19 protein-coding genes are annotated in these 23,749 nt (G+C 63.5%); 12 read left to right on the top strand and 7 right to left on the bottom strand.

All coding sequences use genetic code 11. The features are described 5' to 3' along the window. Positions 1–73: 73 nt before the first annotated feature. From ABRP30_RS12345 to ABRP30_RS12325, 5 genes are all read left to right on the top strand, one after another. The gene (locus ABRP30_RS12345) at positions 74–1,726 is read left to right on the top strand and encodes a mechanosensitive ion channel domain-containing protein (RefSeq protein WP_349975497.1); all 1,653 of its coding nucleotides are present in this window, start codon (positions 74–76) and stop codon (positions 1,724–1,726) included. A 179-nt stretch (positions 1,727–1,905) separates the two neighbouring features. Next, entirely contained in the window at positions 1,906–2,502 is a 597-nt protein-coding gene (locus tag ABRP30_RS12340; protein ID WP_349975525.1) for a paraquat-inducible protein A, read from the top strand. Beyond that, a complete protein-coding gene (locus ABRP30_RS12335) occupies positions 2,499–3,143 on the top strand; it encodes a paraquat-inducible protein A (protein WP_349975498.1) in 645 nt (214 codons plus the stop codon). Before ABRP30_RS12340 ends, ABRP30_RS12335 begins: the two co-directional genes overlap by 4 nt. Continuing rightward, positions 3,124–4,779, top strand: a complete 1,656-nt coding sequence (locus tag ABRP30_RS12330; RefSeq protein WP_349975499.1) for an MlaD family protein — start codon at positions 3,124–3,126, stop codon at positions 4,777–4,779. The genes ABRP30_RS12335 and ABRP30_RS12330 overlap by 20 nt, the downstream gene beginning before the upstream one ends. A gap of 17 nt (positions 4,780–4,796) precedes the next feature. Continuing rightward, the gene (locus tag ABRP30_RS12325) at positions 4,797–5,351 is read left to right on the top strand and encodes a PqiC family protein (RefSeq protein ID WP_349975500.1); all 555 of its coding nucleotides are present in this window, start codon (positions 4,797–4,799) and stop codon (positions 5,349–5,351) included. A gap of 63 nt (positions 5,352–5,414) precedes the next feature. On the opposite strand, the gene ABRP30_RS12320 is transcribed toward ABRP30_RS12325, so the two are convergent. Beyond that, positions 5,415–7,484, bottom strand: a complete 2,070-nt coding sequence (locus ABRP30_RS12320; RefSeq protein ID WP_267823643.1) for a PAS domain-containing sensor histidine kinase — start codon at positions 7,482–7,484, stop codon at positions 5,415–5,417. Between the two features lie 171 nt (positions 7,485–7,655). Between ABRP30_RS12320 and ABRP30_RS12315 the strand changes: the two genes are divergently transcribed. The 7 genes from ABRP30_RS12315 to ABRP30_RS12285 all read left to right on the top strand — a co-directional run bounded on the left by ABRP30_RS12315 (position 7,656) and on the right by ABRP30_RS12285 (position 16,915). Further along, the gene (locus tag ABRP30_RS12315) at positions 7,656–8,576 is read left to right on the top strand and encodes a bestrophin family protein (protein ID WP_267823642.1); all 921 of its coding nucleotides are present in this window, start codon (positions 7,656–7,658) and stop codon (positions 8,574–8,576) included. A gap of 137 nt (positions 8,577–8,713) precedes the next feature. Then, entirely contained in the window at positions 8,714–9,721 is a 1,008-nt protein-coding gene (locus ABRP30_RS12310; protein ID WP_267823640.1) for a zinc-binding alcohol dehydrogenase family protein, read from the top strand. 135 nt (positions 9,722–9,856) lie between these two features. Further along, complete coding sequence (locus ABRP30_RS12305) at positions 9,857–10,996, top strand: FUSC family protein (RefSeq protein ID WP_267823638.1); 1,140 nt, start codon at positions 9,857–9,859, stop codon at positions 10,994–10,996. Positions 10,997–11,136: 140 nt separating this feature from the next. Then, entirely contained in the window at positions 11,137–11,307 is a 171-nt protein-coding gene (locus ABRP30_RS12300) for a hypothetical protein (RefSeq protein ID WP_267823636.1), read from the top strand. 229 nt (positions 11,308–11,536) lie between these two features. After that, positions 11,537–14,074 (top strand): HWE histidine kinase domain-containing protein, encoded by a 2,538-nt coding sequence (locus tag ABRP30_RS12295; protein ID WP_267823633.1) that lies wholly within the window; start codon positions 11,537–11,539, stop codon positions 14,072–14,074. 192 nt (positions 14,075–14,266) lie between these two features. Further along, a complete protein-coding gene (locus tag ABRP30_RS12290; RefSeq protein ID WP_267823630.1) occupies positions 14,267–15,640 on the top strand; it encodes an APC family permease in 1,374 nt (457 codons plus the stop codon). An 87-nt stretch (positions 15,641–15,727) separates the two neighbouring features. Beyond that, positions 15,728–16,915, top strand: a complete 1,188-nt coding sequence (locus ABRP30_RS12285; RefSeq protein ID WP_267823628.1) for an MFS transporter — start codon at positions 15,728–15,730, stop codon at positions 16,913–16,915. Positions 16,916–16,957: 42 nt separating this feature from the next. On the opposite strand, the gene ABRP30_RS12280 is transcribed toward ABRP30_RS12285, so the two are convergent. From ABRP30_RS12280 to ABRP30_RS12255, 6 genes are all read right to left on the bottom strand, one after another. Then, positions 16,958–17,923, bottom strand: a complete 966-nt coding sequence (locus tag ABRP30_RS12280; protein WP_267823626.1) for a D-glycerate dehydrogenase — start codon at positions 17,921–17,923, stop codon at positions 16,958–16,960. 9 nt (positions 17,924–17,932) lie between these two features. After that, the gene (locus tag ABRP30_RS12275) at positions 17,933–19,225 is read right to left on the bottom strand and encodes an MFS transporter (protein ID WP_267823623.1); all 1,293 of its coding nucleotides are present in this window, start codon (positions 19,223–19,225) and stop codon (positions 17,933–17,935) included. 61 nt (positions 19,226–19,286) lie between these two features. Next, positions 19,287–20,237 carry a sugar kinase gene (locus tag ABRP30_RS12270; protein ID WP_267823621.1) on the bottom strand — a complete coding sequence of 317 codons (951 nt, stop codon included), beginning with the start codon at positions 20,235–20,237 and terminating at the stop codon, positions 19,287–19,289. Next, positions 20,224–21,009, bottom strand: coding sequence for a sugar phosphate isomerase/epimerase (locus tag ABRP30_RS12265; RefSeq protein WP_267823619.1), 786 nt, complete (start codon positions 21,007–21,009; stop codon positions 20,224–20,226). The genes ABRP30_RS12270 and ABRP30_RS12265 overlap by 14 nt, the downstream gene beginning before the upstream one ends. Before the next feature lie 72 nt (positions 21,010–21,081). Beyond that, complete coding sequence (locus ABRP30_RS12260) at positions 21,082–22,104, bottom strand: LacI family DNA-binding transcriptional regulator (RefSeq protein ID WP_267823617.1); 1,023 nt, start codon at positions 22,102–22,104, stop codon at positions 21,082–21,084. A gap of 396 nt (positions 22,105–22,500) precedes the next feature. After that, positions 22,501–23,748, bottom strand: a complete 1,248-nt coding sequence (locus tag ABRP30_RS12255) for a cytochrome c (RefSeq protein ID WP_267823615.1) — start codon at positions 23,746–23,748, stop codon at positions 22,501–22,503. Position 23,749: the final 1 nt, after the last annotated feature.

The following is a 23,749-nucleotide window of genomic DNA, read 5'->3' as shown; positions in this document are numbered from 1 at the left end:
TGCACGCCACTGAAGGTTGCCTGAAGCCGGCTATGCTGGAAACAATTCGCAGGCAGGCGCCGGAGAGTGAAGCATGGGGATCAAGCGTTGGTCTGGGCGGGTGGCTTGGCTGATTCTGGGGTTGTACATGATGGTCTCTCCCCTCGTTAACGCCGACGGCGAGCAGCCCGCCACAGGTGTCGAGGGCGTCATTGCCGAGCCAGCCGCGCTCACGGTCATCAACCGCACGGTTTTCGTCTTTCGTTCTACCTTGCTGGGCGAAACCCCCAAGGCGCGCGCCCAGCGCGCAAAGAGCCTGATCGAAGAAACCCTGCAGGAAGACAACGACCTGCAAGTCAGGACCGACCCTATCCTGAACAGTTATCTGGTGTTGCTGGGGGGCCGTCGCGCCTTCATCGTTACACCGCTCGATGCCGCAGCCGACGCCATCACGCCAAACGAGGCTGCCGAACGTGCTGCCGAAAACCTGCGCCTGGTGGTCGAGGAAACCCGCCAGGCACGCAGCCTGAAGTTCCTGTTGACGGCGGTGGGCTACTCGGCGGCCGCCACCTTGGTGTTCGTCCTGCTGCTCAAGGCTGCAGGTTTGGGTCGCAGCAAGCTGCTGGGTCTGTTGCCCCGCCTGATGGGCAAACACTCCGAGCGCTTCAAGGTCGGGCACACGCCGCTGTTCGATCTGCAGAACCTCTACTACCTGATCGACCGCTCACTGTGGCTGTTGTACTGGTTGATCGTGCTGCTGCTCTGTTACCAGTGGCTGGGGTTCGTGCTGTCGCAGTTCCCCTACACCCGCTCCTGGGGCGAAAGCCTGAATATCCACTTGATGGAGCTGTTCAGGTACCTGGTCAGCGGCATTCTGCGTGCCATGCCGGGCCTTGCCGTGGCCATCTCGATCTTCTTCATCGCCCGTGGCATCAGCGCCTTTTCCAAGCGTGTGCTGCGGCGCATGGCCCGCCCGGGCACATTGACCTGGCTCACCGCCGAAACCCTGCAACCCACCATGCGCCTGACCTCGCTGGCCATCTGGCTGTTCGCGCTGGTGATGGCTTACCCGTATCTGCCAGGTTCAGGCACCGATGCCTTCAAAGGGCTGTCGGTGTTGATCGGTTTGATGATTTCACTGGGGGCGACCAGCGTCATCGGCCAGGGCGCAGCCGGTTTGATCCTGACCTACACCCGTACCCTTCGGGCCGGCGAGTTCGTCCGGGTGGGCGAATACGAAGGCACAGTGACCGAAGTGGGGATGTTCACCACGACGATCAGAACCGGGCTCGGCGAAGTCCTGACGCTGCCCAACTCCATGATTACAGGGGCGGTGACCAAGAACTACTCGCGTATCGTGCAAGGGCAAGGCTATGTCGTGGACACGGTTGTGACCATCGGCTACGACACGCCTTGGCGACAGGTGGAGGCCATGTTGCTGGAAGCGGCACGGCGCACCGACGGCGTACTCCAGGACCCCAGACCACAGGTGTTCCAGACGGCTCTCTCGGATTTCTACCCCGAATACCGCCTGGTCGCGCAGGCCGTTCCCGCTGAGCCCAGGCCGCGCGCGCTGCTGCTGAGCCTGTTGCACGCCAACATTCAGGACGTGTTCAACGAATATGGGGTGCAGATCATGTCCCCGCACTACCTGGGTGACCCCGAGCAGGCCAAATGGGTACCCAAAGAGCAGTGGCATACCGCCCCGGCCAGCCCCCACTCCCCTGAACAAGGCCCGGTCAGCTGAGCATCAGGGCAATGCTTACCGGCCCGCAGGCCGCCAGCGGTGCTATCGGGCAAAGGCAGCTACAAACCCGGCTGAATGCGCTGGCCCACGGGTTTACAGTTTGTTCGCACAACATTTGCCTAATACAGCAGCGCTTCTATATTCACAAAGGCCTGCCCTCAGTTGACCAGAGCGTCATGATGCCCCCGACAGAGCAATTGATCATCTGCGAGCACTGCGACTGCGTGTACGAGAAAGCACTGCTCGCCAAGCATCAGAAGACCTTGTGCGCCCGCTGTGGCGGTGTGCTGCAGCGGCACAATGGCCTGACGGTGGAGCAACGCCTGGCGCTCACGCTCACGGCCGCGGTGCTGTGGTTGTTCGCCAATTTCTACCCAGTGATGAGCATCAGCCTGAAGGGCCTGAAGAACAGCGCCACGTTGTGGGATTCGGTATTGGCACTGAGCCAGGGGCCGATCACTTTCATGGCCATGGTCGCGGCCATCTCGATTATCATCGCCCCGGCATTCCAACTGCTTCTGCTCATCTGGGTCCTGGGTTACGCCCTTGCCGCCCGCCGCTCACCGGCATTCAAGCTGTGCATGCGCTGGCTGGAGACACTGCGCCCCTGGAGCATGCTGGAAGTGTGCCTGCTCGGCGCGATGGTGGCGGTGTTCAAGCTCGCCGGGATGCTCGATGTGCTGCCGGGCATCGGCCTGCTCGCACTGGCCGCCCTGAGCCTACTGATGATCCGCATTGCCGGCCGGGACATCCGCGACCTGTGGGAGATGCCATGAACAGGCCGCCGACCGCCAGCGAACTCAACCTGTGCCTGTGCCACAGTTGTGGGCTCGCCTGCGACATGCGCGACGAACCGCATCGGTGCCCCCGTTGCGACGCCCCCTTGCATCGGCGCAAGACCAATTCCCTGGGACGTACCTGGGCCTACCTTCTCGCGGCGCTTGCCTTCTATATACCGGCCAACGTGCTGCCGGTGATGAACACCACCATGCTTGGCAGCGGTGCCGACAGCACCATCATGAGCGGCGTGATCGAGTTCTGGGAGCACGGCGCCTGGGATATCGCGCTGATCATCTTCATTGCCAGCATCGCCGTGCCAGGCGTGAAGTTCATGGCATTGACGATGTTGTTGATCACGGTCCAGCGTGGCAGCGATTGGGCGCAACAGCAGCGCTCCAAGCTCTACCGGTTCGTTGAACTGATCGGCTATTGGTCGATGCTCGATGTGCTGGTCGTTGCCCTGGTTGCGGCGCTGGTGAAGTTCCAGGCGCTGGGCGATATCGAGCCGCGCCCCGGCATTCTGTTCTTTGGCCTGGTGGTGGTGTTCACCATGCTTTCTGCGATGAGTTTCGACCCCCGTCTGATCTGGGACACGCCACCTGACAAGGAGCTCATGGATGAACCCATCCAGCAATGACAGCCCAGCCGTGCCGGGCAAGGCACAGGTCAAGACCCGTCGGTTCAGCTTCTCACTGGTGTGGATCGTGCCGATCGTGGCAGTGCTTGTGGGCCTCTCGCTGGTGGTGCACAACCTCCTGCAGGAAGGCCCGACCATCACCCTCACCTTCAAGACCGGTGCCGGGCTTGCAGCCAACAAGACCGAAGTGCGCTATCGCAATGTCGTGATCGGCCACGTGACCGAGGTCGCGCTCAGCAACGACCAGAAGAACGTCAACGCCACCGTCAAGCTCGACAAGCAGGCCGAAGGCTTCACCCGTGAGGACTCGAAATTCTGGGTGGTCCGCCCACGGATCGGTGCCGGCGGCGTGTCGGGCATAGACACCCTGCTCTCGGGCGATTACATCGGCGCCGACATCGGCCAGTCAAACACCCGGGTCAAACATTTCACCGGCCTCGAAAACCCACCCGCCATCACCTACGGCGAGCCCGGCAAGCATTTCACCCTGCACACCCAGGACCTGGGCTCGCTGGACATCGGCTCCCCGGTGTATTTCCGCAAGATCCCGGTCGGCCAGGTGGTCGCCTACGCGCTGGACAAGGATGGCAGAGGGGTTGATGTAGAGATCTTCGTCCACGCGCCCAACGATGCCTTCGTGACCGCCAACACCCGCTTCTGGAACGCCAGTGGCATTGACATAGACGTCGGCGCCAATGGCTTCGCGCTAAAGACCGAATCGCTGTCTTCCATTCTGGTCGGGGGCATCGCCTTCCGTGCACCGGACTACAACCCCAATGACAGCGCCGCCAGTGAAGACCAGCGCTTCGAGCTGTTCGCCGACCAGGCCAGCGCGCTGGCACCGCCCGCCGGCAAGGCGCAGTACCTGGCACTGCGCTTCGACCAGGCGATGCGCGGCCTGAAGGTGGGGGCACCGGTAGAGTTTCTGGGCGTGGAGATAGGCCGCGTGGTCTCGGTGAACCTTGACTTCGATGAGAAACAGCGCAGTTTCCCGGTCAACGTCGGCATCGTGATCTACCCCCAGCGCTTGGGGCGCGCGCACGAGAAGATGCTCAAGGCCCTGCAGCACGATCCTAATGACGAAGCGTCCGCCGCCAAACTGATGGGGACGTTCATCGACAACGGCCTGCGAGCCCAGGCACGCAGTGGCAACCTGCTCACGGGCCAGCTGTACATTGCCCTGGATTTCTTCCCAAAAGCGCCGAAAGCGGCATTCGACCCTACTGCCCGACCGGTGATGATCCCGACCATTCCTGGCAGCCTGGAGCTGCTGCAAGAGCAGTTGCAGACCATGGTAGACAAGGTCAATCGGCTGCCGCTGGAACGTATTGCCAGCAACTTGGACGCCAATCTGGTCGAGCTGCGCAAGAGCCTGAAACAGTTCAACGCCAAGACATTGCCCGGGGTGCAAGGCACTTTGGCCGAGGTCAGCAGCACGCTGAAATCTGCCAACGCGACGCTGGCAGAAGATTCGCCACAGCGGGAACAAATGACGCAGACCCTGGACGAGCTCAGCCGTATGTCGCGCTCGCTGCGCGAGCTCGCCGATTACCTGGGCCGCAACCCTGAGTCCCTGCTGCGTGGCCGCCCGGACAACGCCGCGCCGATGGACCTGCAAGGGCCGCCACGCAATTGACCACAGGAGTGTTGAGCATGACCCCGTTGCCAAGGATTACCCTGCTGGTCGCGCTGATGGCACTGGGCGCCTGCCGCAGTGACCCTATCCAGTTCCATACCCTCACGCCGGCGGTGCCTGCGCCGTCCTCCCACGCCGCCACGGACGAAATCCTGCTTGAAAGTGTCAGCGTGCCGCCCCAGGTCGACCGGCCCCAACTGGTGATCCGTCAAGGTAATAGCAGCCTGGCCATCCTCGAGACGCAGTGGTGGGGCGCCACCCTGGTGGATGAGCTGCGCAGCGCCTTGATCGACCAATTGAGCAACACCCGCCCTGCGCGCAAGCTGTCACTGCGGGTGGATGTGCAACGGTTCGATTCGGTGCCCGGGCAGTATGCCCTGCTGGACGCACGATGGCGCTTGCGAGCACGCGGCGCCGATGCCCAGCTGACTTGCCGCAGCACCTTGCAGACGGCGGCCGGCAATAGCATCGATGACGTTGTGATCGCCCAGCAAGCCAACGTCAAGCGCCTGGTGGCCCTGATCAGTCAAGCGGCTTCGTCGACGAACAGCACTTGCCCTGTCGAGCACTGATCACCGCCGTTGCAAAAGTGCTGCACGCGCTGAACCGTGAGGCGCAACAGCAGCGTCCAGCCGTTATCGGCTTGAATGTCCAAGCAGCGTATTGACGTTCAGCGACAGCGCTTCGAGTGCAAACGGCTTTGTCAGCACTGCCGTGTGCGCTTCCATCGGGGCCTGGTCCAGTACATGCGGCTGCGCATACCCGGTCATGAACAGCACCGGCAACCCAGGCCTGCAAAGGCGGCCCGTCTGCGCCATCTGCCGGCCGTCGATGCCACCAGGCAGGCCTATGTCCGTCACCAACAGGTCGATACGCGTATCCGAGCGCAGCAGTTGCAAGCCCGCCAGGCTGTCAGCCGCTTCAATCACGACATAGCCACAGCTGCCCAGGGCTTCGCTGACGAACATCCGCACCGAGGGCTCATCGTCGACCACCAGGACCGTGGCACCGGATAGCACCGGCGGCGCCTTCACTGGCGCTCGTACAGACGCATCCTGGCCTGCACGGGCGGCTTGGCTGGGTAACTGCAGGTAGACGCGGGTGCCTGCGCCCTCCTGCGATTCGATCTTCACCTGCCCCCCTGACTGTTTGGCGAACCCATAGATCATCGACAAGCCCAGCCCGGTGCCCGCACCGACCGGCTTTGTCGTGAAAAAGGGCTCGAATGCGCGGCTGAGTGTTTCGGCATTCATACCGATGCCATTGTCAGCCACGCAAACTGTCAGATACGTTCCGGGGGACAGCTCTGGATCGAGGTCCAGGCCTGGCTGCAGCACTTGGTCGAATGTACTGATGGCTATCTCACCGCCGCCGGCGTCACGGCTATTGATACAGAGATTGAGCAACGCATTTTCGACTTGCGCCGGGTCGACCAGGCACGTGCTGGCCTGCGCATTGAGCAGCACCCGCAGGTTGATCGAGGGGCCGACCGTTCGACGAATCAGCTCTTCCATATCGCTGATCAAGGTATTGACGTCGGTATGCTCAGGCAGCAACGTCTGGCGGCGCGAGAATGCCAGCAGGCGGTGTGTCAGTGAGGCAGCACGCTGGGCAGCCCCTTGCGCTACCGACAAGTAACGCTCCACGTCCGCGACCCGCCCCTGGTTCAAACGCAGCTTGATCAGGTCCAGGCTGCCAGTGATGCCTGCCAACAGGTTGTTGAAGTCGTGGGCAATCCCCCCGGTCAGTTGGCCGACCGCTTCCATCTTCTGCGACTGACGCAGCGCCGCCTGGGCCGCTTCGCGCTCGGCCACGGCTTCCTCGATGCGTGCTTCCAGCGTACGGTTGAGCTCACGCAACTTGGATTCAGCATTTTTGCGGGCGGTTACATCGATGGAGGACCCGATCAGGCCCATGACTTCGCCGGTGTCGCTCAGCAGCGGGGCCTTGATGGACAGCCAGTAGGTCGCCGAGCCATCGGGCATGTCGACCCGTTCCTCGATCTGCTCGGCCACACCGCCGTGCATGATGCGCTGATCTGTCTCCATCACCTGGCGAGCCTGGGCTTTGTCCTCCAGGAACTCGACATCGGTCTTGCCCAGGTAGAACTCCGGCGGCTTGCCGATCAGTTGCGTGGCCCCATGGTTGGCCACCAGCATGCGCCCCGCCAGGTCCTTGGCATAGACAACCCCGGGCACCGCTGCCGTGAATGTTCGCAAAAGGGCCGACATCCTGTCGCGCTCAGCCTCTGCCGAACGCCGCGACTCGATATCCATGAGTATGCCAGGGAAGCGCACAGCCACACCTTGCAGGTCGTGCTGTGCGCGGCCATTGGCCTCGACCCATCTGTAGCCGCCATCGTCGTGACGCACCCGGTACTCGCACCTGAATGCCCCACCACGGTCCATCGCTTGCTGGATGTCTGCCCAGACTCGCTCACGGTCGTGCGGGTGAATGGAGGCGAACGCTTCTTCGATCGGTATGCCCGCCATGCACCTGTCTGCCGACAGCCCGAAGGATCGGGAGAAGCGCTCATCGGCTGTGACCTGGTTGTTGGGGATATCCCATAACCAGGTGCCGATGATGGCACCTGCATCGAGCGCCAGCTGCAATCGCTCTGCAGTATTGGTTGGAAACGCATGTTCCTGGTTCTGCGCTGCAGACGCGCCAGTAGGGCTGTAAATGCCAGGACTTTCGCGATCCATAACCTGTCTCTCAGTGACAACCGTCGGCCATGGTCGCACACCTGCGCCAAGCGCCGGAAGGCTCCACCATGCTCAAGCTCAAGATTAAGCTGCGATTAAGTCTGGCACCTTAACCTGTCCCCAGCAAAGGCGCTTTCGCCCGTCTTCAAAGGGCTTACAAGGAGTTGTGCCATGACCCACGCACTGGATATGAAATGGAAATGCCTGGCCAGGACGGTCACATACGTCGGGTGGTCGCTGCTGTGGCTACTGCTGTGGGACGTGGCCGTTACCCTCGATGCCATGCTGGTCACAGGCTACGGGTTCGAGCTTCCGCTGATGCCCCTGACGCTGTTGTGCTCCGCGCTGGTGGTGCTCATCAGCTTTCGCAACTCCAGTGCGTACAATCGCTGGTGGGAGGCCAGGACGCTGTGGGGGTCGATGGTCAACAGCTCGCGCAGCCTGGGCCGGCAGGTGCTTACCCTCATCGAAGACAGCCAGGGCCTGAACCCGGTCAAAGCCCAGCTCATGCGCCGGCACGTGGCTTATCTGCATGCCCTGCGCATGCACCTGGGTGGCGACAGAAACCCCGAAGCGCTGGGCGCTTTGCTCACTGAAAGTGAACGGGCCCGCCTGGCCGGGTCCAGCAACGTGCCCAACGACATTCTCAGCGGTTCGGCAGAATTGATCACGCACGAGTTCAACGAAGGTCGCCTGGACAGCATCAGGCTGGCGCGCATCGAGTCGACCCTGGTAGACCTGTCGAACTGGCAAGGCGGCATGGAGCGTATCGCCAATACACCGCTGCCCTACCCTTATGTGTATTTCCCCAGGCTGTTTGGCACGCTGTTCTGCATCATCATGCCGCTGAGCCTGGTTCCAACCTTAGGCTGGTTCACGCCGGTCGTATCGACGGTCGTGGGCTGCATGCTGCTGGCCATGGAACGGATCGGCACGGACCTTCAGGCGCCGTTCGGCAACAGCCAGCACCGCATCCGTACCGAAGACTTTTGCCGCAATATCGAAAGCAATCTCAAGTCGATGTTCAACTCGCCGGAACGCGGGGTGCTGTCGCTGTGTAACGAGCCAACCCCGGCGCTGCAGAGGCTTTGAGCCGCGCCGACCGAAACAGGCGCGGCGCGGCTGATTTTCACCGTAAAAGTGAAAGTCTTATCCGATTGCCCCTGTTTTTGACTCAACACAATGCAGGTAGCCTCAGCAGCACTCCTTCCCCTAACGAGGTCATGGCAATGAAGGCCATTGTTTTCACCCAACCCGGTTTGCCGATTCAGGACCCGCAGTCGCTGTACGAGGCCGATCTGCCCAAGCCCACCCCAGGTGCCCGCGATCTGCTGGTCGAAGTCAAGGCCATTGCGGTCAACCCGGTGGACACCAAGGTAAGGGCCTCGCGCAGCGCCGACCAGCCGCAGGTGCTGGGCTGGGATGCGGTCGGTATCGTGCGCGAGGTCGGCAACGCGGTGACACTGTTCCAGCCCGGTGACGAGGTGTTCTATGCCGGTGCCATCGACCGCCCTGGCAGCTACAGCGAGTACCACCTGGTGGATGAGCGCATCGTCGGGCGTAAACCCCGCAGCCTGGACGATGCCAGTGCCGCAGCCTTGCCGCTGACGTCCATCACCGCCTGGGAACTGCTGTTCGACCGCCTGGGCGTTGAGCAGCACGGTGGCAAGGGGCAACGCCTGCTGATCATTGGCGCCGGTGGCGGCGTTGGGTCGATCCTGGTGCAGCTGGCCAGGCAGCTGACGCAACTGACCGTGATCGGCACGGCATCGCGCCCACAAACCCAGCAATGGGTCAGCGAACTGGGTGCCCACCATGTGATCGATCACACCGTTTCGATTCCCCAGCAACTGGCAGAGCACGCCCTGGAGCCAGTGGATTATGTGATCAGCCTGACGCACACCGACGCTTACCTGGCGCAACTGGTGGAAGTGCTTCGGCCGCAAGGCAAGCTTGCGCTGATCGATGACCCCGCCCAACTGGACGTCGTGCCGCTCAAACGCAAGTCATTGTCGCTGCACTGGGAGCTGATGTTCACCCGTTCGCTGTACACGACCGAAGACATGATCAAACAGCATCAGTTGCTCGAGCGCGTGTCGGCCCTGGTCGACGAGGGTGTGCTCAAGACCACCGTGGGCGAGCACTACGGCGCCATCAGCGCTGACAACCTGCGGCGCGCCCATGCCCTGCTCGAAAGCGGCAAAGCCCGCGGCAAGATCGTGCTGGAAGGCTTTTGAAGCAGAGGTTCATGGCAACAGTGCAGTACCCCAGGGGGATTAGGTAAACCGACCACTGCCCGCTGCTGGCCTATCCTGTGCTCAGGGGCCAGTGGCAGGTCGCGCCACGCCGTCGAACATGGTCACGGTACTGCAATGTCCGATCAACACTCACCTTGGCACGGCCTGGCGAAATTCTGCCAAGGCATACGTTCGGAGTTCGTCACCCCACAGCGGCTGCCCCAGCGCCTGGTCGACGAGGCGGAAACCCTGCTTTCAGTGCTGCTGGCCATAGCCATGGCGCACTACCTGGGCGTTGCCAATGTCGGCTGGGCCGCGTTCAGTGGGTACATGGTCATGCGCTCCAGCCTGCACGACACTGTCTATCGGGGCGGGCTGAGAATCATCGGCACCGCGGCCGGCGCCATGGCCGCTGCCGTACTCGCGACGCGCACGGGGCTGCCCGGGCACTGGCTTGGCCTGGTCATCGGCCTGGTCGGTGCTGCCACGTTGCTGTGTGCCATCCGCTATGCCCATGGTTATGCGTGGTTGTTCACCGGGCTTACCTTCGCCATGGTGTCTATCGCGAGCCTGCAGGCCGACGACCCCGATGCCGTGCTGTACTTCGCCAGAACCCGGATCGAAGAAGTGGCCTGCGGTACCCTGGCCTGCTGGTTCGTGGCGATGCTCTCTGGCCACACAGTGAGGCGCGCGTTGCCTGTCGTCACAGCGCACGCCCCGCTTGCCAAGGCGGCCCTGCCCGCCAAGGTTACCCGCAGCATGCGGGTGCACGCCCTGCAGGCCGGCGTTGCGCTGGCACTGATTCCACTGCTGGGCCAGTGGCTCGCCGTCGAGGGGCTAAGCCAGGCAGCCATTACCATCATGGCGGTGATGATGGTGCCGCCAGCCGCGCTGGTGCCTGGCAGCAAGGCAGTGACCCTGCGCAATATCCATCGCCTGATCGGCTGTGCTGCCGGCGCCGCGTGCGCTTGGCTGGCACTGGGGTTGATGGGTTCGAACTGGCTGGCCATGACCTTGGTGATGTGCATCGGGGTGCTGTTGGGCCGGCATATCGAGAACAGCAACCGCTCCTTCGCCTATGCCGGCACTCAGTTCGCGCTGGTGTACCTGGTGGTGATGGTGCCGGACGCCTATGCCGATGCCAGCCCTGAACCTGGGCTGATACGCCTGGAAGGTATCGTTGCCGGCTTCATCCTGATCGGTGCAGTGCAACTGGCGAACCTGTTAGTCCACCTACGCGCGCAGGGCAAAACGGACACCAGATCAGGCAGGTGAACCACCGTTCGCGCCCCGAAGGCGCTCGTTCTGCCAAAGCGGGCGCCAGGATTGCCACAACCAGCAGGCAAGGCTGCATCCCTGGGCCTCAGGCGATAGGGTACGGGGCATCGCGCATCCCAATTGCCAAGGAGGTGGCCATGGCGCTGTTCTGTAGGCTAAGTTTGTTGATCCTGCTCGCCGGCATGCTGCTGGGCGACATCGTGATCGCCTCGGTAGGCCTGCTCGGCGTATGCGGAGCGGCCGTATATCTCGACATCCGCCAGGATGCACTCAATGATGCGCCCAACCCATCGGACTTCCAGGCGTAGGTCAACCCGCCCCGGCGCCCTTGGCCCAAGCCTGCACACCCAAGCCATCGCGCCGGCACCCGCTGATGGCAATTTGGGCGATAGCCGCCGAAACCTCTGCGACGCCAAGGTGACTAAGCCATAGGCGCAGGCTAGACTCGCCAGTTAATGCAACTGTGAACACTGCGTTTGCTTGAACATGCTCGGCGGTCACACAGGCAGCCGGTCTTAGCACTGCCGGCGGAAAACCATGACCTTGCAACCTCACGTCAACTTGACCAATTGCGATCGCGAGCCGATCCAGATACCGGGCAGCATCCAGCCACACGGCTGCCTGCTCGCCTGCGACGCCTCAGCCAGCCTGGTCCTGCGCCACTCGGCAAATACCGCGTCCATGCTCGGCGTGGCAGGCGGCGTCAATGGTCAACGGCTGGAGGCAATCATCGGCGTCGAGGCAGCCCACACGGTGCGCAACTCACTGGCGCGTGTGAGGGAAGCTTCCCGACCAGCGCTGTCGTTTGGCGTGGTGCTGGCCTCAGGCAAAGCATTCGACGTGTCTGCCCACCTGTTCAAGGGCACTGTCATCCTTGAGTTCGAGCCTGCCAGCCAAAGCATCGCCGAACCAATCGAACTGGTGCGCACGGTCATCGCCCAATTGCGCGAGATCGACCGCTCCGACAGGCTCGTGGCCGATACCGCCAAGCGGGTTCGCGCACTGCTCGGTTACGACCGCGTGATGATCTACCAGCTGGGCGCCGACGGCGCTGGCAAGGTCGTGGCCGAAGCCAGGCGTAGCGGGCTTGAGAGCTTCCTGGGGCAATACTTCCCAGGCTCGGACATTCCGCAGCAGGCCCGGGCACTGTACCTGCGTAACCCGGTGAGGGTCATTTCCGACGCCAACTTCAAGACCGTGCCGCTCGAGCCGGTACTGGACTTGTCTGGCGAGCCCCTCGACCTCTCCTATGCCCACCTGCGCAGCGTTTCGCCGATTCACTGCGAATACCTGAACAACATGGGCGTGGGCGCATCCATGTCGATTTCAGTGATCGTCGACGGTGCCCTTTGGGGGCTGATCGCCTGCCACCATTACGCACCACGCACGCTGAGCATGGGGCAGCGGGTCGCGGCTGAGATGTTCGGCGAGTTCTTTTCCCTGCACATCCAGACCCTCAACGCCCGCCAAACGCTGGAGGCCGCCGCCCACGCCCGGCAGGTGCTCGACAACCTGCTGCACGATGCGCACCGCACAACGGACATCGACGAACTGCTGCGCGCGCGCTTGCCCGACTTTCAGGGCCTGATCCCCTGCGACGGTATTGGCATGGCGCTGCAAGGCCAATGGACCGTGGCCGGGCTGACGCCGCCAAGGCAGGCGGTACCCGGTTTGCTCAGCTTTGCCGAAGGCGTCGCCGAAGGCCGCACCTGGGCGTCGAACTGCCTGTCGCTGGCGCACCCTGCAGCCAAGGACTATGCCTTGGATGTCGCGGGGGTGCTGATCATCCCGATGTCGCAGCACCCACGTGACTACCTCATGCTGTTTCGCAAGGAGGTGGTCGAAACCCTGAACTGGGCGGGCGACCCCAACAAGACGTACGAAAGCGGCCCTCTGGGCGACCGCCTCACCCCCCGCAAGAGCTTCGCCGTGTGGAAAGAGACAGTCCACCACCACTGCTTGCCCTGGTCCGAGCAGGACCGCCAGTTTGGCGAAGCCATCCGTGCGGCGGTGGTCGAGGTGGCGCTGCATAACAGCGAACTGCTGGCCGATGAGCGTTCCAGGGCGGCTGTTCGCCAGCGGATGCTCAACGAGGAACTGAACCACCGGGTGAAGAACATTCTTGCGCTCATCGGTACGCTGGTGGCCCACCCCACCTCGGAAAACCAGACGCTCAGTGGCTATGTGGCGACGCTCAAAGGGCGGATCCAGGCATTGTCCCTGGCACATGATCAGGTGGTACGCGGTGACGGTGGCGGCCGTTTTGGCAACTTGCTGGAGGCCGAACTGTCGCCTTACCGCACCAGCGCCGATGCACTGGCGCTCAACGGCCCCGCGCTGCTGCTCGATGCCCGCGCCTATTCGGTGATGGCCCTGGTGCTTCACGAACTGGCGACCAATGCGGCCAAGTACGGGGCCTTGTCCAGGGCGGGCGGCAAGCTGGCCGTCAGCTGGGTGGTCGACTCGGGTGGGGCCTGTGACATCACTTGGCGCGAGAGCGGCGGGCCAATCGTACGGGCACCGACCCGCAGCGGCTTCGGCTCTGTTCTGATCGAGCGAAGCATCCCGTTCGACCTGGGTGGCAGCAGCACTCTCGAATACAGGCCAGAGGGCCTGCAGGGCTTCTTCCGGATTCCGGCGAAGCACCTGACGCTGGTCGAAGAGCTCGCCAGCGAGACCCCGGCCGTTACCCACCAGCAGCCACAGGTAGACTGCAGCAGCCTGGCCAAGGCGCGCGTGCTGATACTCGAAGACCAGCTGGTGATCGCGGTTGGCCTTGAGCAGATCCTGGCCGATGCGCAGGTGCAGGAAGTGCTCACCGCCAGCTCTGAAGCCGAAGCCCTGAAGTTGCTTGCCAGCCACACCCCGGATGTCGCCGTGCTGGACATCAACCTGGGCACCGGCACCTCCATTGCCGTGGCCGAAGCGCTGACCAACCTGAATATCCCCTTCCTGTTCGCCACCGGCTACGGCGACAGCATGAACATCCCCGAGCATTTGAAACATGTGCCGGTGGTGCGCAAGCCCTACGACGCAGCCTCGATCCTGCACAACCTGGAAAACCTGCTGGCCTAGCGCGCCACCTGCGTGCAGGAGCCATGGCGCGGCTCCTGTACAGGCTCCCCCCAAAGGGTGATTTCGGGTGCGCCGCGAGTGTGGGAGCATTCCCTCGTCCCACCTCAAGCTCTGCCCCTGATCCAACGCCATCAACAGTATCGAGCCTGCTCGCATATTGCGGCGTCCTGCATCCAGAACCAGGAGTCAGCAATGCATACAACAACAAATACAGCCCACCCGCCCCGCTCTGCGTCGCACCCCACCGCTTCAGGCCGCTTCAGAAAATCCATGGGCATGACCGCACTGGTGCTGTTCGGCCTCGCCTACATGGTGCCCCTGGCCGTGTTCACCACCTACGGGCTGGTCACCCAGATGACCAAAGGGCATCTGCCCACCGCCTACCTGCTGACCCTCGCCGCCATGTTGCTCACCGCCTACAGCTACGGCCGCATGGTCCAGGCCCACCCGTACTCCGGCTCGGTCTACACCTACACCCGCAAGGCCTTCGGCAGCCACTTCGGTTTCATCGCCGGCTGGACCCTGCTGCTCGACTACATCTTCCTGCCCTTACTCAGCTACCTTTTGATCGGCATCTACATGTCCGAGTACTTCCCGGCGGTGCCCGCCTGGGTGTGGGTGCTGGGCTCGATCACCCTGGTCACCTTCCTCAACCTGATCGGCATCGAGTCGATCACCCGGGTCAACTGGATACTGGTGGTGGCGCAACTGGTGTTCATCATCGTTTTCGTCGCGCTGTCGGTGCGCAACCTCAGCGAGCAGAGCGCACCGGTGTCATTGCTGGCACCGTTCCACCACGAGGGCTTCAGTGTTCCGCTGATCATGACCGGCGCTGCGGTGCTGTGCCTGTCGTTTCTGGGCTTCGACGCGGTGTCGACCATGGCCGAGGAAACCAGCGACCCGACCCGGCGTATCCCGCAGGCGATCCTGGCCGTGTCGGTGATCGGTGGCCTGCTGTTTTTGCTGGTGTCGTACTGCGCCCAGATGGTCTTCCCCGACTGGGCCTCGTTCGCTGACCCGGACTCCGCCTCGGTGGATGTGATGCGCCATGTCGGTGGCGAACTGCTGGTGACCGGCTTTACCGCCACCTACGTGGCCGGCTGCTTCGCCTCGGCCATGGTGTCCCAGGCCAGCGTGTCCCGCGTGCTGTTCGCCATGGGCCGCGACGGCGCATTGCCGCGGGCGTTTGGCCGCCTGGTGACGCGAAAGCGCGTGCCGGCCACGGCGATCATGCTGGTCAGCACCCTGTCGCTGGTCGCCCTGTTCATCACCTTGGACACCGTCGCCAACATGATCAGCTTCGGCGCACTGTTTGCTTTTTCGGCCGTCAACCTAGCGGTGGTCAAGCATTACCTCGTCGACCAAAAGCTGCGTGGCACACGCAACTGCCTGCTGTATGGCGCCCTGCCGGCGCTGGGTTTCTTGAGCACACTGTGGCTGTGGAGCAGCCTGTCGAGCATGTCGTTCACCATCGGCCTGTGCTGGATGGCGGCAGGTTTCGTCTGCTTGCTCGGGCTGACCCGCGCCTTTCGGGTGAAGCTGCCCGAGCTGCAGATGATGGACTGAACCACTGCCCGTCGTCCTCGACGCTCAGTGGACGAATTGACTATGATCCCGCCTTGAACGTTTCAGCATGTTTCAATAGGGATCCTAATGTCAGTTCATGAAGTACCGCCAGTCGCCCTTTCCAAAGGCGAAATCGGCAAGATGGAAGCCGCCATGGCCTTGGGCAGTTTTGCCATTGGCACCGGCGAATTCGCGATCATGGGGCTGATGCCGGACATCGCCGCCAACCTGCACCTGAGCGAGCCCCAGGTAGGCCATGCGATCAGCGCCTACGCGCTGGGTGTGGTGGTGGGTGCGCCGGCACTGGCCATTCTCGGTGCCAAGCTGCTGCGCAAGCACATGCTGCTTTTGTTGATGGCGCTGTATGCCATCGGCAACCTGGCCACCGCCTTCGCCCCGTCGTTCGCAGGGTTGGTGGCCTTCCGCTTCATCAGCGGCCTGCCCCATGGTGCGTACTTCGGCATCGCTGCGGTGGTTGCCTCGAGCATGGTACCGAGCAACCAGCGCGCCGGCGCCGTAGCCCGGGTAATGATGGGCCTCACACTGGCCATGTTGCTGGGTAACCCCGTGGCGACATTCCTGGGGCAGTACTTTGGCTGGCGCTCGGCGTTTTTGCTGGTGGGCCTGATCGCCCTGTGCACCATCGCCCTGGTCTGGCACTACGTGCCGCAACGCAGCGATGAAGTACGCAGCGACCCACGCAAGGAACTGAAAGCCTTCACCCTGCCGCAGGTGTGGATGGCGCTGGGCATCGCCTCGATCGGTTTTGCCGGCATGTTCTGTGTGTTCAGCTATCTGGCGCCGACCATGCTGGAAGTGACTCGAGTAGCGCCCCAGTGGATTCCCTTTGGCCTGGCCGCCTTCGGTCTTGGCGGCATCATCGGCAACATTGCCGGCGGCAAGCTGTTCGACCGGCTGCAGTTCCGCGCCGTGGGCATCGTCCTGGTGTGGTCGACCGCCGTGCTGGTGTTCTTCACCTTCGCTGCCCATTCGCTGTGGACACTGTTGTTGGGCATCGGCCTGGTCGGCACCATGATCGCACTGGCCGCGCCCTTGCAGATCCGCCTGATGGACATTGCCCACGAAGCGCCGAGCCTGGCAGCGGCTTCCAACCATGCGGCCTTCAACCTGGCCAATGCCTTGGGGCCGTGGTTTGGCGGCATGGCCATCAGTGCCGGGCTGGGCTGGACCAGCACCGGCTATATCGGCGCCGCTGCGGCGCTGGTGGGCTTGGGGATATACGCGGTGGCGCGGCGCATGAAGGGTGGCCATTAGCAGGCTGCCTTCCAGTGAGCGCCGCACGTGCGGCGCTCGCGTTCAGACCTCATTCACCAGATTCGCCGGCCTGTGCCCCGCCAACGCGCTCAACAGGTTCTCTACCGCACAGCGCGCCATGGCCTCGCGGGTTTCATGGGTTGCCGAGCCGATATGCGGGGTTGCCACCACATTGTCAAGGTGCAACAGGGGCGAATGTGCCGGCAACGGCTCCTGCACGAACACATCCAGCCCGGCGCCGCGTATGCGCTTGGCCTGCAACGCCGCAAGCAGTGCCTGCTCATCCACCACACGTCCGCGGGCAATGTTCACCAGGATGGCCTCGGGCTTCATCAGCGAGAGCTCCCGTGCACCGATCAAGCCTTCGGTGCTGGCGCTCAAAGGCACCGTCAAACAGACAAAGTCCGCCTCGCTCAGCAGCGCGTCCAGGGTGCGATAGCGGGCACCATAGCGGGCCTCCACCTCTGGTTTGGCCCGCGAACTGTGGTACAGCACGCGCATGCCGAACCCGGCGGCGCCACGCCTTGCCAAGGCCTCGCCAATGCGCCCCATGCCAACGATGCCCAAGGTCTTGCCATGCACGTCACTGCCAAAGTGCGCCGGCCCAATGTTGGCCTGCCAGTGGCCGTCACGTACCCAGCCGGCCAGCTCCACGACCCGACGGGCAGTGGCCAGGATCAGGGCAAAGCCGGTGTCGGCGGTGGTTTCGGTCAAGACATCAGGGGTATTGGTCAGCATCACGCCACGGCGGGTGAGTTCGGCAATGTCGTAGTTGTCGACGCCGACCGACACACTGGCCACCACTTCAAGCTGGGGCGCCAGGTCCAGCAGGCTGCTGTCCAGCCGCACACTGGCGCCCAGCAGGCCGTGGGCGCCGGGCAAGGCATCGCGCAGCCGGGCCAGGCCGTCACTGCCGGTGGTATCCACCCAGGTCACCTCGACCTGCTGTTGCAGGCGCGCCAGCAAGGCCTCGGGCAGGCGCTTGTAAAGGACGATTCGCTTTTTCATGGCTGTTTCCTATTGGCTCATGGCCAGGCGCTGGCCGCGGGGCTTGGCCTGGCCGGAGGTTTGCGGAGTTTTCAGTGCAGCCGTGAGCGCCACTGCTGTCAGCAGCGCACCGCACATGAACAGGTAAGAAGCGCCAGGGCCACCGGTGGCGCCGTTGAGGTAGCCCACCAGCCACGAGCCGCCGAACGAGCCCAGCGCGCCCATGCTGTTGATCAGGGCCATGGCCCCACCGGCCACATTGCTGGGCAGGATCTCCGGCACGATGGCGAAGAACGGGCCGTAGGGGGCGTACATGCAAGCCCCGGCAATCACCAGCAATGCATAGGACGCCCAGAAATGCTCGGTGCCCAACGCGTAGGAGCCATAGAACGCCAGCGCGGCGATCAGCAAGGGCGGCCAGACGAAGCGCTTGCGCTTTTGCAGTTTGTCAGAGGCCCACGACACCCCGACCATGGCCAGCACCGCTGCCAGGTAGGGCACCGAGGCCAGCCAGCCGGCCTCGACGATGTCGACGTTCGCCGCTTGCTTGAGGATCGAAGGCAGCCACAGCACGAAGCCGTACACCCCGATGCTCCAGCAGAAGTACTGCAGTGACAGCACGATGACCTGCGCCGAGCGAAACGCTTCGCGGTAGTTCTTCACCGGCTTGATGCCTTGCTGCTCAGCGGCCAGGGCCTGTTCGAGCGAGGCTTTTTCCGCCTCGTTCAACCAGCCCACCTGGGCTGGCCGGTCGTCCACCAGGCGCCACCAGATGAACGCCCAGAGCACCGCCGGCAGGCCCTCGATGATGAACATCCAGCGCCAGTCGAAATGCTTGATCAGGTACCCCGAGACCACCGACATCCACAGGATGGTCACCGGGTTGCCCAGCATCAGGAAGGTATTGGCGCGCGAGCGTTCGGCGCGGGTGAACCAATGGCACAGGTACACCAGCATCGCCGGCATCACCGCGGCCTCGACCACCCCGAGCAGGAAGCGGATGCCAATCAGCAGGTAGACGTTGCTGACCATGCCGGTCAGGGTCGCCAGGCTGCCCCAGAGGATCAGGCTGACGAAAATCAGCTTTTTGACGCTGCGTTTTTGCGCGTAGATGGCGCCAGGCACCTGGAAGAAGAAGTAGCCGAGGAAAAACAGCGCCCCCAGCAGGGACGACAGCGCCGGGGTGATGTTCAGGTCATCGGCCATGCCTGAGGCGGCGGCGAAGCCGTAGTTGGCGCGGTCGAGGTAGGCCAGGCTGTAAGTGACGAAGACGATCGGGATGATGTACCACCAACGGCGTGGGGCGAGGCTTGTCGATTGCATGATGCGGCTCCTGAGCTTGTTGTTTTTGTAGCAACCGGCCGGCGTACCGGCGATCAAAGTTTCAGGCACTCTTGAGTAACGCGTACGCTTCCAGCTCCCGGCGCAGGGGCAGTCCTTCCATGTCGCCGCGCGATTGCACGGCGCGGCTGCCGCACCAGTTGCCGCGAGCGACCGCCTCGGCCAGCGGGCGGCCTTCGAGCAGGCCACTGACCACGCCAGCGGCAAAGGCGTCGCCGGCGCCGACAGTGTCCACCACCCTGGCCACGGGTACAGGGGCGACCTGCCCTTGGCCTTGAGCATTGCGGTAGTAGGCACCCTCGCCGCCCAGCTTGATCACCACATGCTCGACACCACGGTCCAGGTAGAACGCAGCGATGTCTGCCGGGGTTTGCAAACCGGTCAACAGGCGCCCTTCCTCCAGCCCTGGCAGCAGCCAATGCGCCTTCACCGCCAGCGCGTTGACCTCACGGACCATGCTCGCACTGTCGGGCCACAGCGACGGGCGCAGGTTGGGGTCGAAGGAGATGCTGCGCCCTTCGCTGCGCATGCGTTCGACCAGCTCATGGGCCAGCGCCCTGCAGCCGGCCGACAGCGCCAGTGGAATACCGGTAGCGTGAAGGTGGCGGGCCTGCAGCAACGCCGGGCTGAGCTGCGCCAGCGACAGGTGGCTGGCCGCGGAGTTGCGGCGAAAATACTCCACCACCGGGTCGCTGCCGTCGTCGCAACGGCCCTTGAGCTGAAAGCCGGTCGGGTGCTGGTCATCGACCTCCACTTGGCTGCAGTCCAGCCCTTCCTGCTGCAGGGTGTCGAGCACGAAGCGCCCGAGCGAGTCGTTGCCCACCCGGCTCAGCCAACGCACCCGAAAACCCAGGCGGGCAAGGCCGATGGCCACATTGCTGTCGGCGCCGGCAATGCGCTTGGTAAATGCCCCTACAGCCGCCAGGTCACCGACCTGCTCGGCAACGAACATGGCCATGGTTTCGCCAAAACACAGAACGTCATGCGTAGGCATGGCTCACCTCCTCGCTCATGGCGATGCGGGCCAGGTTATTGACCTGGGCGCGGGTCAACGCCAGCAAATCAGCGCCGGCCAGCGGGTACTCCACGGCGCGCATCAGCCCAGGGGTGAACTCGGCGAACATCGCCTCCCAAGCCATCAGGTCGCGTGCCTGGGGCACAACAGCTACCAGGCGCCCGCTGGCTTCGCGCTGCACCGCCTTGCAATGCACATAGCGCACCCAGCGGCCAAGCGACTGGGCTGCCTGCGCGGCGGATTCACCCTGCCATTGCCAGTTGCCGATATCGAAGGTCATGCCCAGCGCCAGCCCCTGCTCCTCGCAGCGCTGGAAAAACTGCAGCAGCGGGGCGATGCGCCCGCCCTGCACGGTCTGGTCGTTCTCCACCAGCAACAGCGGGTCACCCGGGCGCAGGTGCGCTTGCAAGCCTGCCAGGTCGCCTGCGCCAGGGTAATGCCCCAACGACACCTTCAGCGCCACAGCGCCGAGTGCGCGGGCCAGCGCCAGCTTGGCGGGCAAGCGCGCGTCCAGCTGCCCTTCAGGCGTCCACAGCTCCAGTGGCGTGGAATACAGGCACTGCAACTGCAGCGCGGTGATTGCCGCCGACAGCGCGGTGGCATCCGGCGCCTCGTCGAACAGCTCTTCGCGCAGTTCGACACAGCTCACGCCGGCAGCGGCCAGCATTTCAAGGAAGCTCTCCTGGCCACGCTCCCGGACCAGGCTGGCACCGTAGCTGGAAAGGCTGATGGAAACGGGGTTCGCGTGCATTGTTCTTATCCTTATGAAACCGGTTTCATTTTTAGGCTGCAGCAATGGCCGGCGTCTTTGCCAGCCATTGCTTCAGTTTCGTGATTGCGTGGAACCTCGGATGATCAACTCTGCTTCGAAGTTCAGGCGCCGGGGCGCCCCGCTCTCCCCGCGCAGGCGGTCGAGCAGGCAGTCGAAGGCGGCCACGCCGATGCGTTGGGTGGGTTGGGCGAGCGCGGTGATGCCGCTGCCCACCAGCGGGTACCAGTCCAGTTCGTCCAGCGCAATCAGGCCTACGTCCTGGAACAGGTTGCAACCAGCGTCGTGCAGTACACGGGTCACCGCCAGGGTGGCCACGCCGTTGAAGGTGAAGATCGCCTGCGGGCCATGGCCCTTGCTGGCGAGAAAGGCGTCAAGCCGGGCGGGCAGCGCGTTGTCGATTTCCACCAGTTGTTGGCGCATGCCAGCGCGGCGGCTGATCGACGCGGTGAATGCCTGGGTGCGTTCCAGCCGGGAGCTGGTGCCGTCCAGCGGTTCGGTGACCGCCAGGATGTCGCGGTAGCCGCGCGCCTGCAAATGGTCCAGGGCCTGGCCGATGGCGTGGGCGTTATCCAACCCTACCAGGTCGACGTTCAGCTCTGGCAGTTGCCGGTCTACCAGGACCATGGGCATGTCACGCTGCAGGTTCAGCAGTTCGCCGGGGTGATGGCCGAGGGTGTTCACGATCAGGCCCTCGACGTTGTAAGACTGCAGGGCCGCCAGGTGATGGCGCTCTTGCTCGTCGTCGCGGTTGGTGTTGCACACCACGAGGCTGTAGCCGTGCTGGCGGCAGGCGGTTTCAACGCCGTGCATCACCGCGACTGAATAGGGGTTGAGGATGTCTGCGACCAGCATGCCGATCAAACGCGTCTGGCCACGCTTGAGGCCGCGGGCCATCTGGTTGGGCCGGTAGCCCAGGCGTTCGATGACTTCTTCAAGGCGCTTGGCGGTAGCTTCTGCCAGCAGTTGGCGATCGCCGCCGATGTAGCGCGACACGGTGGCCTTGGAGACGCCGGCAACGCGTGCGACCTCGCTGATGGTCACGCGCTCACGGGAATGGGCAGGCAGATCGGTCATTTCGGTCCCTTGTGATTATTGTCGGTGACGGTGAATGAAACCGGTTTCAATACATCAAAACCGCGCGCTTTCGTCACCTACCGTTCGTCGGGATTTTACAGGGGTGCGACCTTTGCGGGTCACTGAGTAATTCAATTTGCCAGCGATCACCGGCGAAGCCGGTGCCATGCACCGCAGTGTCCGCATCGCCGGCAAGCCGGCTCCCACAAAGGTCTAGTGCCAGTCTTATTGACGCCACATCTAGCCGCCAAAGGCTGGATTGGTGTCCACTATTTGAGGCGCCGCTCACCCCCCAGTGGGAGCCGGCTTGCCGGCGATCACCGGCGAAGCCGGTGCCATACACCGCGGTGTCGGCACCACCGGCAAGCCGACGCCCACAAGGGGATAGCGCCAGCCCTATCGAATGGCCTTCACATCACTGGCCGAAACAGCGCTGCCCTGGTTACCCCAACTGGTGCGGATGAAGTTCACCACCTCAGCCACTTCCTGATCGCTCAAGCGCCAGCCGAACGCTGGCATGGTGAGGTTCGACGGCGCGGTATGGGTCGCCGGCACCGTGCCGCCTTCGAGCACCACATGAATCAGCGAGGTGGCATCGGCCGTCTGTACCACCGGATTGCCGGCCAGCGCCGGGAACACCCGGGTATACCCCTGGCCATCGGTGCGGTGGCAGGCGGCGCAGTTGTCGATGTACACCGCCGCACCCGGCTTGCTGTCATCGCCATTCCACAAAGCCTGTGCCACTTGCTTGTCATACACATGCGGCTGGTCGTCCGGGTCGCTTGCCGGCAGCGTCTTGAGGTAGCGGGCAATGGCCGTCAGGTCGCCATCGCTCAAGTGCTGCATGCTGTGTTCGACCACATCGCTCATGCCGCCGAAAACGGCACTGCGGTCACTGCGGCCGGTTTTCAGAAACTGCACCAGCTGCTCCTCGCTCCAGCTGCCCAGCCCGTCCTTGTGGTCACCGCGCAAGTTCTTGGCGATCCAGCCTTCCAACGGCGCGCTGCCGGCAAGGAACTGCTCGCCATCGGCGGGGCTTAGGGCCTTTTCCTGCATGGTCAGGGCACGCGGTGTATGGCACGCGCCGCAATGGCCCAGCCCCTCCACCAGGTAGGCACCCCGGCTGACCACCGGGTCTGCGCCGGCCGGCGCTTGCCAGGCTTTCACCTCTGGCGCGAACATGCCCCGCCAGATCGCCAGCGGCCAACGCATGCTCAAGGGCCAAGGGATGTCGGTGGCCTTGTTCGGCTGCGCCACCGGTTGCACGCCTTGCATGAAGTAGGCGTACAGCGCGCGCATGTCCTCGTCCGTGACCCGCGCATAGGACGGGTACGGCATGGCCGGGTACAGCGTGCTGCCGTCCTTGGCCACGCCCTTGCGCACGGCCAGGTCGAAATCTTCGAAACTGTACTGGCCGATGCCGGTGACATCCGGGGTGATGTTGGTGGAGTACACGGTGCCGATAGGGGTTTGCATCGGCAGCCCACCGGCAAAAGGCTTGCCGCCCTTGGCGGTATGGCAGGCCACGCAGTCACCGGCACGGGCCAGGTACTCGCCCTTCTTCACCAGTGCATCGGTGGCTTCCTCAGCCTGGGCAGCCAGGCCCGTGCCCAACAGCAGGGTCGCGATCAACAGTCGTTTCATG

This window comes from Pseudomonas sp. WHRI 8519, assembly GCF_040224055.2.
In the GTDB taxonomy this organism is placed as follows: domain Bacteria; phylum Pseudomonadota; class Gammaproteobacteria; order Pseudomonadales; family Pseudomonadaceae; genus Aquipseudomonas; species Aquipseudomonas putida_X.
Note: the sequence above shows the minus strand (reverse complement) of the source record. Positions and strands in the feature narration are given on the sequence as shown.

What these genes read in the sequence shown, in the direction of transcription:
- ABRP30_RS12345 (WP_349975497.1), top strand. Translation starts at nt 74, where the DNA reads ATGGGGATCAAGCGTTGGTCTGGGCGGGTGGCTTGGCTGATTCTGGGG.
- ABRP30_RS12340 (WP_349975525.1), top strand. Translation starts at nt 1,906, where the DNA reads ATGCCCCCGACAGAGCAATTGATCATCTGCGAGCACTGCGACTGCGTG.
- ABRP30_RS12335 (WP_349975498.1), top strand. Translation starts at nt 2,499, where the DNA reads ATGAACAGGCCGCCGACCGCCAGCGAACTCAACCTGTGCCTGTGCCAC.
- ABRP30_RS12330 (WP_349975499.1), top strand. Translation starts at nt 3,124, where the DNA reads ATGAACCCATCCAGCAATGACAGCCCAGCCGTGCCGGGCAAGGCACAG.
- ABRP30_RS12325 (WP_349975500.1), top strand. Translation starts at nt 4,797, where the DNA reads ATGACCCCGTTGCCAAGGATTACCCTGCTGGTCGCGCTGATGGCACTG.
- ABRP30_RS12320 (WP_267823643.1), bottom strand. Translation starts at nt 7,484, where the DNA reads ATGGATCGCGAAAGTCCTGGCATTTACAGCCCTACTGGCGCGTCTGCA.
- ABRP30_RS12315 (WP_267823642.1), top strand. Translation starts at nt 7,656, where the DNA reads ATGACCCACGCACTGGATATGAAATGGAAATGCCTGGCCAGGACGGTC.
- ABRP30_RS12310 (WP_267823640.1), top strand. Translation starts at nt 8,714, where the DNA reads ATGAAGGCCATTGTTTTCACCCAACCCGGTTTGCCGATTCAGGACCCG.
- ABRP30_RS12305 (WP_267823638.1), top strand. Translation starts at nt 9,857, where the DNA reads ATGTCCGATCAACACTCACCTTGGCACGGCCTGGCGAAATTCTGCCAA.
- ABRP30_RS12300 (WP_267823636.1), top strand. Translation starts at nt 11,137, where the DNA reads ATGGCGCTGTTCTGTAGGCTAAGTTTGTTGATCCTGCTCGCCGGCATG.
- ABRP30_RS12295 (WP_267823633.1), top strand. Translation starts at nt 11,537, where the DNA reads ATGACCTTGCAACCTCACGTCAACTTGACCAATTGCGATCGCGAGCCG.
- ABRP30_RS12290 (WP_267823630.1), top strand. Translation starts at nt 14,267, where the DNA reads ATGCATACAACAACAAATACAGCCCACCCGCCCCGCTCTGCGTCGCAC.
- ABRP30_RS12285 (WP_267823628.1), top strand. Translation starts at nt 15,728, where the DNA reads ATGTCAGTTCATGAAGTACCGCCAGTCGCCCTTTCCAAAGGCGAAATC.
- ABRP30_RS12280 (WP_267823626.1), bottom strand. Translation starts at nt 17,923, where the DNA reads ATGAAAAAGCGAATCGTCCTTTACAAGCGCCTGCCCGAGGCCTTGCTG.
- ABRP30_RS12275 (WP_267823623.1), bottom strand. Translation starts at nt 19,225, where the DNA reads ATGCAATCGACAAGCCTCGCCCCACGCCGTTGGTGGTACATCATCCCG.
- ABRP30_RS12270 (WP_267823621.1), bottom strand. Translation starts at nt 20,237, where the DNA reads ATGCCTACGCATGACGTTCTGTGTTTTGGCGAAACCATGGCCATGTTC.
- ABRP30_RS12265 (WP_267823619.1), bottom strand. Translation starts at nt 21,009, where the DNA reads ATGCACGCGAACCCCGTTTCCATCAGCCTTTCCAGCTACGGTGCCAGC.
- ABRP30_RS12260 (WP_267823617.1), bottom strand. Translation starts at nt 22,104, where the DNA reads ATGACCGATCTGCCTGCCCATTCCCGTGAGCGCGTGACCATCAGCGAG.
- ABRP30_RS12255 (WP_267823615.1), bottom strand. Translation starts at nt 23,748, where the DNA reads ATGAAACGACTGTTGATCGCGACCCTGCTGTTGGGCACGGGCCTGGCT.